The sequence below is a fragment of the Wolbachia endosymbiont of Drosophila seguyi genome (assembly GCF_028981765.1).
Taxonomy (GTDB): Bacteria; Pseudomonadota; Alphaproteobacteria; order Rickettsiales; family Anaplasmataceae; genus Wolbachia; species Wolbachia pipientis.
Genome location: NZ_JAPQLM010000023.1, coordinates 1 through 12680 on the forward strand (window position 1 = coordinate 1; position 12680 = coordinate 12680).

A 12680-nucleotide genomic window follows, 5' to 3' on the forward strand; every position below is an offset into this window, starting at 1 on the left:
TCAAGATACAAAATATGGTACACGTCAAACAGACTATACGTATGATGAGTGGAAGCAAAAAACGGAAAAATCTCATGCTAAAGATCTACTTAAAACATTAAAGGAGACAGCAGAATGTAGGATATTAGAGAAACTTAAAGATTATGAAGGGTATCATAAAGCAGCAATTGAAGAAATAAGAAAAGAGTTAGATATAGATTCAAAATTAAAAGCAATATTTAAAGAGAGACAACAGCCAGAGACCGATGAAACTAGAGAATATTATGATGTTATAAAAAGCTTTTATGAAAATGAAGATATGAGATTACAATTGAAATGCAGAGATTTTGATTGTTTTAATAAAATAATAGAGAATAAGTTATCCGAGAAAGAAGAGGAGTTAGCAAACATTAAGAATAACTTTGTAGAAGATACACAGAACATCTTGAGGTATATTCAAGTAGAAGAAAGCATTTTATAGTAAAAGTTGAAAGAAAAACTAGCCTGACATTCGCTAAAAAAGAGGTTAGTTTTTCTTATGTTATGGAGAAAGCTCAAAAGAGAAATACCGATGCTGTGGAGTGAGCAATTGGCAAAGTTTTACGGCTTAGAATCTTAATTTACAAAAGCAATAGGCAATGGAAAAGACTAGTGCCAGAAAACCAATACTTTAAAACAAAGAATGGAGGTAAACTAGTGTTACAGGAACTGACACTTAATTATGTAATAAAAACAGTGATAATCTTAAACATATATATGAAACGATTCCAGAATTCCTAAAGTTATTGCGTAAGAGCTAAATGTCCGTATCTGTTTAACTTGCCCAACTGGTACAAATTTCAAAACCTAAAAACCATTTTAAACAGTTACATGACTAGCACCTCTTGCGATTTGATCAATTTCAACATAGCTAAGTGCTGTATTTGCCTTATATGAATAGTAATATCCTACTACAAAAAAAGTTAACGCAGCTACAGCGAGTGAAATACATATTGCTAAATGAAACATTGTTAAACTTGCACCAACAGCAAATGCCCCAGATAACACAAAAGAAACAGAGGCGTAATTACCTTGTCTTTTACTATGAGTCTTTGCTCCCAAAAATCTTTCATTTTTACCATTTAGCTCTTTATTTTTGCTTTCAAGTTGTTTCTGCAGATTTTCGATTTGACTCTCTAGTCCATTATTTTTGCTTTCAGATTCCTGCAGCTTTGTCTTCAGGTTATTATTTTCAGGCTTTTTTAGCTTTAGCTCATTCTTTAGTTTATTATTTTCTTCAGTGAGCTGAGTTACTTCACTAGTTTTTTCATCCAAGCCTTTCTGCAGCTTTTCATGCTGGGTTTTTGCGCTTTCGAATTCCTTTGTTTTTGTAGCCAAGCCTTGCTGTGCACTATCTCGCTCCTGTTCTAGTCGCAAAACCTTTTGATTTATGTTCTCAAGTTCCTCAATTTTTGCAGCCAAGTCTTGCTGTACATCGCCAGACTTTTGTTCTAACCGAACTTTTGTATTCTCAAATGCCTGAATTTTTTCAGCCGATTCTTGCTCCAGCTTTTTAAGTTGAACTATTGTTCTATCAAATTCCTCTTTAGTACTTTTAAGAATGCCTTCATATCTACTTTTTTCTTTGGTAAGTAGGGCTACTTTATCAGTTAGATCATGATTCTCCTCTTCAAGTTGTTCTAACTGCACAATCCTTTGATCTACATTATCCAGACGCCCTTTCAGTCGACTATTTTGTACAGTTAATTGAATTACTTGATCATCTAGGTCAATAATCTTTCGACTTTCTTGTTTTAGATCTTGTTCTAATTTTTTAACTCTTTCATTTGCAGCATTTAGTGCTTTCTCCTTTTCCGTAAGTTGAGTTTTTGTTGTATCAAGTTCCCCTTTAAGTTGATCTTTTTCACTAGTAAATTTACTTACTCTATTAGTTAGATCATTAATATTTGCTTGTTGATTTAATATCTCTTGTTCTGATTGCGAAACGTCTTTCTTTGCATCATCCAGCTCTTTCTTACTCTCTTTTAATTGAGCCCTTGTGTTCCCAAGTGTCTGAGTTACTTCATTCAATTTTTGCCTTATGCCATTCAGATCCTCCTCTAGTTGACCTTTGTTTTTATTAATTTCATCCATTTTATCAGAAAACTCTTTATTATTTCCTTCTAATTGGCTTATTTGTTCCAACAATTCTTGATTTTCTACATCTAAAAGAGTATTTTTCTCCTCTTGTACCTCTAACTTTCTTTTAGACGTGAGAATAGCTTGATGAAAGTTTCCAGACTCATTTTTGTGGTGAGTTTCTCTACTACTCCTAACCAGTCCTTCTGCCTCACATACAAGAGCAAGGACAGCTCCTTCAATATTTGCTTTGATTTCCTGTAAGCGCTTGCACAGTAATTGTTCTCCTAGTTTGTTCAATTCAGTTGCTATTGCGTTCATTGGCTCGGCCATTACACTTGCACCATCCACACCAATCTGGTCACTCAGGTTAGCCTCATTAACCGAACTGTTACTTGTGGAAATTGAGCAGGACGCATTCTTGTGAATCGGGGTACTCACATTACCCTGAACTGTGCCATAGAAAAATTGCGCATGCTTGCGTTCTGGAGAAACAAGACTATTCTGCTTAAGTGCCTCACTATGATCGGACTTCTTAGCAAAGTGTTGACTCAATTCTGGATACATTATACCGTACCTCACTTTAACGACCCCGTAAGCCTACCATGGTTTAATAAAAAGAAAAAGTGTTTTTTTGGAATAAAGTATTTTTGAGAGAAATATCTAATTTTAGTGTTGCAGAAAATTTGATTATTTACTCCTTAAACCACAAAAAGTACATACCTTTGTGAGAACAATTTAAACAAAAGCGGCGTTATGAAAATAGAAGCTTGAAATCTTTGCAATAAAGTTAGGCAAAATAGTTCGTATGTAGATTTAGCAAAAGTAAGCCAGTATAGCTGATTTTAGCGTATAGTGAAATTATTATACAAAAAAGTTCGTATGGTACAATTGGTAGACCATCCCATCCCAAAGAAAAATGTTCTCACGGGTAGCGGTTTTTGTTGCTGGAAATGGTTGGATTATTTAAGTTATTAGCAATATATAATACTAAATTAATAATAATTCATTTGAGAACAAAAAGAAAAATTTATGATAATTTTACATTTCAAATGGATATTGTTCTTTTTATAAAAAATATTCCTATACTATGTAAAGTCAAGTTCTAATCACATCAATTTTTCTTCCAAATTAAATCTTATCTTTTACAGTGGATCTTACGTTTAAATTATTTTATATCCAAAATTAAGGAAGTTATTCTAAACGGTACACAACTTCAGCATCTAAAGCTAGCTGATTTTAAGAAAATATCGCTCTCATGAATGTGCTTTACGGACAAAAGCTTTATTAATATCTTCTATATTATTGTTAATAAACAACCCCCCAAAAAAAATATGCAGAAATAAATTAAAAGACCCATTACAACCAACGCGTAAATATGGAGTAAAGAAATACTTCATTCACCTATTAACCTCTACCTACTGCCTCTACCATTGCTATGATCATAAACTCTATTCACTCCATCAATTTCATCCAATACAGATTGCGGACCAAAATCAATTGATATCACTCTTTCTCCGCCTAATTGCAATGCTCCCCCACCTCCACGCTGTGGATATTGGAGTTCTAAAAATTGTAATAGTAATGGATCAATTTCATGTTGAATTCCTGGACGACCTTGAATCAATCTACCCCTAGGAGAAGATAGAGAATCATTTTGGAATAATTGTGAAATATTTCTTCTCCGATTTCTAAAGTATTGTTCATTTCTTTGAGGTTGTCTAGTGTCATTTCCAATTCCTGCACTAAGAAGACCACGTATATAACCTATAATACCTTCACCTTTCTCTCCAAAGTTACCATTTCCCTGTAAAGCTTGATCAATAGCTTGGTTAATATCCCTAGCATTTTCGTATGCCCATATGCCACAATTATGGCCATCTGTTTGCTGATGAACGGAAACATCATGGACATTATCATCGCTAATATCACATTCTCTTAAAGCTCCTCGAATATTATTGTCAATACGACTATCTGGACCAAGTGAATCAGCATAATACCCATAATAATTTCCATTTTGGTGGACAATAACTAATGTAACCCAATGACGATTACCTACATTAATAATAGCAGTTAATCTATCTTTTTCACCCGAATCTACTTTTTGTTTAAAGTTATCTATGTTACTACTTAATAAGTCCCTACCTGTTGGATCATTTTGATTTCCATCGACTCCTACTGAAGTTATTGCAAAATCATGACGATCATTAGTTGGATTAGATCGATCATCATGGAAAGTATATTGTCGTGCAGCGAAAAACATGTCATGAGTTTGTAGCCAATAACGGAAATTTTGATTTTCTGTTGCAAAGTCTAGTGCAAGTAGATTATGCACATCTTCTATTTCACGAGCGTTGTTTCTACGAAGGATAGTGTTTATTTGTTGTAATATTCCTTGTGCTGTAGAAGTACCACCTCCCCTTATTCTTGACCTTAATGTTTCTATTGCCTGTGCTCTAGTACCTTGCAAGTAACTAAATGGAACGTGCAGATTATCATCTATATCAAGCAAAAAAATCGAGTTCTGTCCTGGTCTTTTTTCCATGTAAAAGCGCCTGAAATTTTCACGAGTTTGATCTGACAATAGATTTTCTGGTGGATTTTCATCAATAACACTTTCAGGTCCCACTAATACTTCTGGTCTTGAGTCATGACCACGACGATCAAGTCTATGTACATACACTGCTTGTTGTGGAAGAGATATAAAGTCTTCTGCTCTCTGTGCACCTCTATTAAATACAGCATAAGACAAAACCACCTCATTGCCAGAAGTAATAGGCAAATATCCCCTTTGTTTGCTCATCAATTCTGTTATTTTGTACCTTGCCTCGTCTTGCTCCTGTTCTACTTCTTCTGCATTATCAGCAAATCCTAATACATATCCAATTGGGTGAGTATCTGCTGTAGGTTGTCTTAATAATAGAAGACCTAGTCTCTGTTCTGTAACTCTTGTAAGTATTACCCTTTCTCCTTCTTCTTCCTGCCACCTTTTTAAACTATATGTTTGACCAACTTTATACATAGCAAGCACTTTATAAGGATTATCACTAGCATAAAATGTACCATGTAGTATAGAGCGAAACTTATCTTTGCTATTTACATCTATTATCATATTGCCATGCGTATCTTCTGGCATTAATACTGCAGAAATGTTTCTAAATAATTCTTGATGCTGAAATCTATCTTGCCAGCCATCATTCATAACTTGATTTAAAGCATTATGCACATTTCCAGCATTAGGCACTTGCACAAGATTACCACCAAGAAAATTATTTGCATTATTATTTTGGTAATTGTGATATAAACCAAGGTTATCTGTATGAATATTAAGGCCAAGTTGATTATTAAGTGTGCATGAAACTTCCCGTACATGAACATTATTTCCGTCAACATTAAGATCTTGTAAATTGATGGCTCCTTGTTGTACAGCGTTGTTATCTCTAATATGAAGTATAACTATATCAGAACCTTGAGTATGGAAGACCATGGTTAAAGCATGATTCTCATCACCATATCTAAATATATACTTTCTTACACGTTGTTGAACTGCGTTTACTAATCTGAACTCTTCTAAAATACTATTCCCAAAAGCAAAACCAGTTATGCAATCAAATATTCTGTTATAATTCTCTGCATTTCTTGGTATTTCGTTAGGAAGATGTTGAAGCAAGAAATCTCTAATATTTTCTCTAATTCCTTCATCCTCCAAACACTCAAATAATCTTTGTACCAAAGGAAATCTATTCTCTAAAAACTCTACTGTATCAATACTAAAAGGATCTATATTCAGATTAAAATTTAATCCAATACAAACAGCATTTCTTGATTCAGTGTGAATAGATATAAATGAAGAAGCATGTAATCTTTTAGCATCAGCTCTAGCGCGGTTTAATGCAATATCAGACGATGTCCTCCATCTAGTAACATTAATAACGATAGGAATGTTTTCTCTCTCTGCCTGATGACATATAAGAAAAGCAACATATGAATTTCCAGGAGACAAGTCAAGGTCAATATCTATTGTGTAGAGATGAATAAAATTTGCCAACAAACCTAAGAAAAATCCGTGACTCTCAAACTTTTGACTGCGATTTTGAATGTCATTTTGTAGGCTGCCTAGGTAACTACGATAGATTCGAGTTATGTATGGCAAAATTCCTTCATTTATTCCACGTTCTATATTTATTCTTTGGTTACTTGCTAGCACTGCCATAAAACTGAAAATCCCTTGCTGACCCGGTGCAACTTGCACAAAATTGACCAAATGACCAAGCTGTACTCTCTGATCTTGATTGAGTCGTATACTTCCTATTTCCTTAACTGTCAACAAACTGCGTGGCGCAGGTGCATTAATCCCATTAAGCCTATTGCGTTCTATATGCCTAAGAAGGCTAATCTCAGACGCTGAATATTTAGCAAATCTATCTCTACCTTGAGAATCTTTTTCACGAATCACCTCGAATACTGTTGCAATCGCCTCTCCCTGACTCTTGCCCTTTCCATGCATGCATACTTTGTATTGCTCAAAATTTAGGTCTTCTTCCCTTAAATTTGGATTTTGCCCTCTAATCTCTCGCACTAGAGCATTTCTTTCCCTTGTACTGAACCTTAACCCATCACTATTAAGACGATCAGAAATACTGTAGCATCTGACAACTTGCTGTCCGTCACGATAAACAGCGACTTTTAGGTTCCCTGTATTTCTATTTCTACCACCTGTATCAATACCATGATTATCAAAACGAAAATACACTCTCTCATTTGCTTTTAAGATATTAGCATCATGAGCAGTAGCAAACATACTGAAAAAGAATACAGGAAGGAAACGTCCTGTACTTACATGATACAAGAAAAATGGACATTGATCTAAAAAGGATTCAAACTCTTGTCTAAAACCATCAAGATCTCCATCCACTAAACTTCTTATTAAAGGCACAAAGCACCTCTCTATTTGCTAAGACCAGAAAAACCACTCACATTAATGAGTAGACTAGATTCTTCTTTTCTTATGAGAACCAGAAATACCACTCACACTAGGAGCTTCAAACTCAGACTGTGGGCCATCACCAGAACCATCAAGTGGCAAAGATACCTTAGATTGAGACCGCAAATTATTCCAAGGACCATCACCTACAGAAGGTAAAGTTACTTTCTCTAACTGAAGAAATAACTCTTCTGCAAACTTGCCGTAATCTACACCTTTCCTCTTTCCTTCCCTACCACATATTCTAAGATTTTCTATCATGACTTCTTTAAAAAGGTCAAACTTTTCAGGAAAGCAACCTTTGGCAAATGAAATCATATCTAATATTTCTTCTTTCTCTATTTCCCTATCGGGCTTACAAACATCTTCTCGTTTCCAATTAATGATTAATCCCCCAAGTACACTCTTTATAGGAACTGTATAATTAGAAGTATTAACAGAGGTCTCTCTGTATTCAGCAAAGCGTTCACATTTCCAAATCTCCATAATAAGGGATCTAGCTTGAACACTTAACTCAGGATTTTTCAACATCACATTTGAAAGTGAATAAAGAAAAAGTTCATAGTCTTGCTGTGAGAATATCTTGTCCGAACAGTTTCCTCCTGCTGAAACGCCTTTATAACACCAGCACTGTACCAAATCATGAACCGTATCAAAAAAACATGACTCTATTAATTCAGCAAGAAGGGAATATACTCCCTTATCTTTCTGCAATAATTTCTGTAAAAGAGTATCTTTATCGCCTATATTCCTTACACAAAAATCTAAAATAGGAGCGTCTCTCTTAACAGATTGAGGACGAGAAAGAGCAACAATAGCTTCTGTAAGCTTCTTCTCCTTATCTTTTTCCTCTAACTGATTATAAAAATACTCTACCCCTTCGCTCCACTTAAGTTTTACAGTACTGTCAAAACCTTCTACTGCATCATACTTCTTTAATTCCCCAGATTCTCTATCGATCCAGAAATCAAACACAGGACCATTTCTCTTCATGGATGATAGCAGAATGTTTCTTACATATTGATCACTGATCGGATTACCTTGACTATCTACCTCTTCTGAAGTAAATTGACCTCTAGAGAGTACAAACTGCTTGTTGAAAAAATCACCTATCTTGCCCGTTATACAGTACCTAGATGCCATACCATACCTTGGTAGTGGGTTATCGATTTCTCCTATTTTCTCTTCAGTCAATTTCTGACCTAAAACAGTATTATTTAACCTTGTACCTAACCAACAACCTTCATCTCGAAAAACATTATATAAGAATTCCAGCTTATCATCCTTAAAAAGTTTGATATACTCTATATAGGTCTCGACCCACCTTTTAATAGCTAACTTTCTTCCAGCCGCAATGTTACGATCTGTATGTTTTATCACATCTTGTAGCTTTTTAAGCACTTCAGCCTGACGTTTTGTTTCTATTGGCATTTAAACCTCCCTATATCATGAAAACAACGCTATGGTACTAAATTTGTAACTAAGTTACAACACCTAATTACTCCAGAAAGACCTATTTGATACCCAAACGTTCTGGTCAGGCCTCGAGAAATCTGTCTGGAATTATTGAGTATTTTCTAGAAATCTTAATTTGACAGCTAACACCAGGTTTTCTGGAGACTATAGGTGATGCACTTTTTCTATTTATATTCCCAAGAATAAGGTCAGTAGATATGTTGTTTTCCAGAAGAATATTAGTAAGATTAATTGGAGAAGTGCTTATGACTTTAACTAAGTGTGTTTTAACTTCGCCCTTAAGTTCTGTTCAGCAGTATCTGTTAGTGTTAGGTAAGGTTATGGTTGTAAATACAAAATCCGATCAGCAGAGGGCTGAAGATGATCTATATACTGTTTTGAGATTCAAAGAAAAAGGAGATTTTGAAAGACGGATAAGAGAACTGCTTGTTAACGATTATAAGAAACTTAAAAAACCACTGAGCAAACTCCTTGGTAAGTTAGAAAGTAAAATAAGGACTGATAAAGAGAATAACCAAGCAGCCAGAAACGTTTATGATCAAATCAAAAAATCTAAAACTAATGAAGATAAATTAAGTAATTTATTGAACTTTAAAAAACAGCTAAAAGCTTTCCTAAAAAATCAAGATGATTGTAGTATTGTGTTAAATGCGATTGACTCTGCAAGTGTTATCCCTGTTATTGAAGTTAATGGTGTGCATCCAAAAGATGGTGAGATCAAAAAGTTAAAAAAAGCTCAACCTCTCATCTCTAACAGACAAGACTTTGAAGAAGCTCTAGGATACATAGAATCACAAGAAAAAGTTATGGGGATTACATTAGAGGAAATTATGGAATACAAGCAACACTCTGTTAAGATTTTTCTACTGAACCGTGTTCATTCATACAAAAATGGGCATTCTCAATTGCATCCTGATGTAAAAGAAGCTATAGCAATATTATCAAATGATAAGCTGAGAGCTTTCTACGATGAAGAAGTAAAGAAGAAGACGCTACAACCAATATTGTCCTACAAAGAATGTGAACAATTATATGATAAAATTAACTATGAAAAAAATGAATCTCGTATTATAATCGAAAGAGAAGAACTTGGAGAGAATGTTAGGAGGGTAATGGGAGTGAAGCGCTTTACGAATGAAAGCAGTAGAGAAGATCAGAAAAATGGTACTAGTCCAACAGGAACTTCTACAAATTATAGACAAGAGCAAGTTGCCTCTAGTGGTGATAGAACACTTTATAATAGTGATATACCTTCACTAGGTAGATTGATTAAGAGCAGCCGAAGTGCACTGTTTATGCCATTTGGAGCTTCTGTTGATACGAGTACCCCGATTAAACCTGCCAATCCATCTAACCTAGTTACCACTGGTGAGAATTATACTAGTAATGCAGATCTGAGTGATGAATTGAACGTAAGTGAAGTAACTAAAATTGTTGAACGAATGGAGCTATTATCCAATAGTTTAAAAAAAATCCAAGAAATTGTGGAAAAGCTGGGTAATACTACACTAAGTGAAGAAGTGATAGTTCATGAGAGACATTTCAAAAAGTTTATGGATTTTGTAGGAGAAATTCTCGTAGATATTGGTACAAGATTACCACAAAGTGATTCTAAAAGCATGTATCTTGAACAAAAATTGAAGGGATTGGAAAAGATGAATGAATCCTTAGATAACAGTGTTCAAGAGTTAGAGAAAAAAGTAGATAAACTTGAAAAAGAGAATAAAGATTTTCTAGCAGAAAATGATGAACTTAAGGAAAAACTTGCTACAGCGAAAGAAGAAAAGGAATTGCTATTTAATAAAAAAGAAAAGATGCAGGAAGTTATAAATGGGCTGAATGAGAACAATCAACGATTAATGCAAAAAATAAATGGGTTAGAAGATGATTATGAGTATTTGTTAAGAGCGGAAAAAACAAAAAGAGAAACCGAAGATTCGTGTATACAAGTGGAGGATGCAGATACACCGGAAGGAAAAGCTGAGTTATGTAAAGACTATGAAATTAAACTAGTAAAGCTGGAACAAGAGATAGATGCAAAAGGGAAACAATGTGAGGAATTGCTATTAGAAAATAGTATATTACGAGGAAATATAGAACGATTAAAGGAAGAGAATAAACGATTAGAAGGCATTGAAGAAAGCTTTAGTATCGATCCCTCACATTTTTGCTCTGTAAAAAATTTGCATGATGAGCTTATTCTAGCTAATGAACAGCCGGAAAATATTGATATATCAATCCAGGATGAGATGGATTCAAAAGTTGCCACTGAGTCTGTGGGTGTTAATGTAAAACAAGGTTATAGTAAAAGGACTAGCAACCTATCTCGAGTCTCTGAACAAAGTTCAGCAGTAAAATCTCAATTCTCAGAAGCAAGAGCTCAGAGTAGAAAGCAAATAATTTATGCCTCTGCTTCTCTTATATTATCTGGAGTATTTGCTGTTGGCACAAGTTTAACAATGTCTCATTTAGGAATATCTATTTCACTTGCTTTGACTGCATTAACTTTCCTTACATTGGGATGTTATTGTTCATATAAGGCAAGTACAACGCTTAGGAATATTGAACTTGATCGAACTTTTAAAATGGCTGATCATGAAGCTGTTTTTATGGTTCCCAGCTTATAACTATGTGGAAAAATATATTGTTTTACTCACCCCAAGAAAAGAGATAATGGGAAAGATAAAAAGGTCTATTAGTTCTCGGTGCGGCAGATTAATTTCTGACGGTGATATAGAGCATTACTTATTTCTCTAGAGAATAGGGAATTGGCGAATAGAGTTCTAGGTGTAGAAGGAGATATAGATGAAGAAAAGACCAGATTTAGTAGAAAAATATAAGGGCTTCTTTGTAAATGATAGTAAGGGAACAGCAAAGTAGTTATATTAAGGGACTGGTTTTATGTTCTGAACTCAGATTTTCGTTAGGTTATAAAAGAAGTAATATCGAGACCTTACTTTGAAATTCCAGATTATCAGAGTACTTTGCTCTTCTGAAGTGAGTGATGTTGGAATACCTCTGGATCGCAGTACTAATAACCAAAATTAAAGAGTAAATAGTTTATAATTTAAGTATTTATAATAGAGAAATTAGCATGTATCTAAATTTGAGCAGCAAATACCTTGAAATTACCATCAATTCAGTAAAATTGAAGAGTTTTAATGGTTTAATCATGTAAAGTATTCAATAAACTGCCGTTTTTAAATTTTATCAGACTCAGTTAAAAGAGTGGAGATTTTAATGATTTACCTCAAATCTAATTAAGAGTTAAAGTGAGAAGATGTTTTAGTTTTTATGCACCTTCCTCTCTACTAATTAAGGCGTTCTTTTTATTTGCGGCTTTTCAGACGTACGATTCTGCTTAGCAACCAATCCGGTACTTCTCTACCCTTTTCCCACTTAGCAAACCTCATCTTTTCTTTTAGGTAGTACTCTCTGTAAGCTTTTACTGAATGACTAGACTTATATTGATCTGGTAACGCCTGTACAAAAGGCTTTATATCGGTTGATTGAAAAACAAGCAAATTCTTATTACTATCACACCAATCTATAACTTCTTCTGATCTATGTTTTCTTTTATATCGCCAAGTATACTCTTTGCACAGCTCCCTTCCGTATTTTATTAACCAGAAAAAGTTCCCTTTGGATTGTCTAGCCCATAGAGAACAAGGGTGGTTTTTGTGAGTAAGTTTATATGGAACTTCTATATTCTGGTCTGTGATGCTGACTAAAGGATTTGGCACTTTTAATGCTATTGAAAAAACATTACTCAGTAACTGAGCAGTTTCTAATAGCATTTTTACTATATGCTTATCACATAACATTTTTGCCGCAATCTCTGGGTTTTCATCTAGTACAAAGATGTTCATCTAAACATCCAAAGAGCTTAAGTCTTTAATTTCATTAGCTGTAAGACCAGTAGTTTGAGCTATGATATCAATAGAAACTCCTGCTTTAAGTAGATTCTTTGCAACTTCAATTTCCCTCTCTTTTCTGCCTTTTTCATGTCCGATGAGGATGCCTTTTGCAGTAGCATCATCAAGTTTTTGAGCAAGGACAGCCTGTTCATCAAGAATACGTTTTATTTCCTGTTCATAGGCAATAAATTCTTTTTCTGACCAGT

General features: G+C 34.4%; 6 protein-coding genes and 1 pseudogene. 2 read left to right on the top strand and 5 right to left on the bottom strand.

Features of this window, described 5'->3' with window-relative positions; all coding sequences use genetic code 11:
• Positions 1-460 (top strand): hypothetical protein (locus OZD62_RS00420; protein ID WP_275019193.1); only part of this gene is annotated, 460 nt, incomplete at its 5' end.
• A 377-nt stretch (positions 461-837) separates the two neighbouring features.
• Here the strand turns inward: OZD62_RS00420 and OZD62_RS00425 are convergent.
• The 3 genes from OZD62_RS00425 to cifA form a co-directional block, all read right to left on the bottom strand.
• Positions 838-2664 carry a TomO hydrophobic C-terminal domain-containing protein gene (locus tag OZD62_RS00425; protein WP_275019194.1) on the bottom strand — a complete coding sequence of 609 codons (1827 nt, stop codon included), beginning with the start codon at positions 2662-2664 and terminating at the stop codon, positions 838-840.
• An 847-nt stretch (positions 2665-3511) separates the two neighbouring features.
• Positions 3512-7012: a cytoplasmic incompatibility factor CifB gene (gene cifB, locus OZD62_RS00430; protein ID WP_275019197.1), complete on the bottom strand. Its 3501-nt coding sequence runs from the start codon at positions 7010-7012 to the stop codon at positions 3512-3514.
• 75 nt (positions 7013-7087) lie between these two features.
• On the bottom strand, positions 7088-8512 hold the full coding sequence (gene cifA, locus OZD62_RS00435) for a cytoplasmic incompatibility factor CifA (RefSeq protein WP_275019195.1): 1425 nt from the start codon (positions 8510-8512) through the stop codon (positions 7088-7090).
• 242 nt (positions 8513-8754) lie between these two features.
• On the opposite strand from cifA, the gene OZD62_RS00440 reads away from it, so the two are divergent.
• Complete coding sequence (locus OZD62_RS00440; protein WP_275019196.1) at positions 8755-11184, top strand: TomO hydrophobic C-terminal domain-containing protein; 2430 nt, start codon at positions 8755-8757, stop codon at positions 11182-11184.
• 702 nt (positions 11185-11886) lie between these two features.
• Here the strand turns inward: OZD62_RS00440 and OZD62_RS00445 are convergent.
• Together OZD62_RS00445 and OZD62_RS00450 are read right to left on the bottom strand one after the other, a co-directional pair.
• A complete protein-coding gene (locus OZD62_RS00445; protein ID WP_010082266.1) occupies positions 11887-12426 on the bottom strand; it encodes a pyrimidine dimer DNA glycosylase/endonuclease V in 540 nt (179 codons plus the stop codon).
• A pseudogene (locus tag OZD62_RS00450) lies at positions 12427-12680 on the bottom strand (Rpn family recombination-promoting nuclease/putative transposase); the annotation flags it as partial.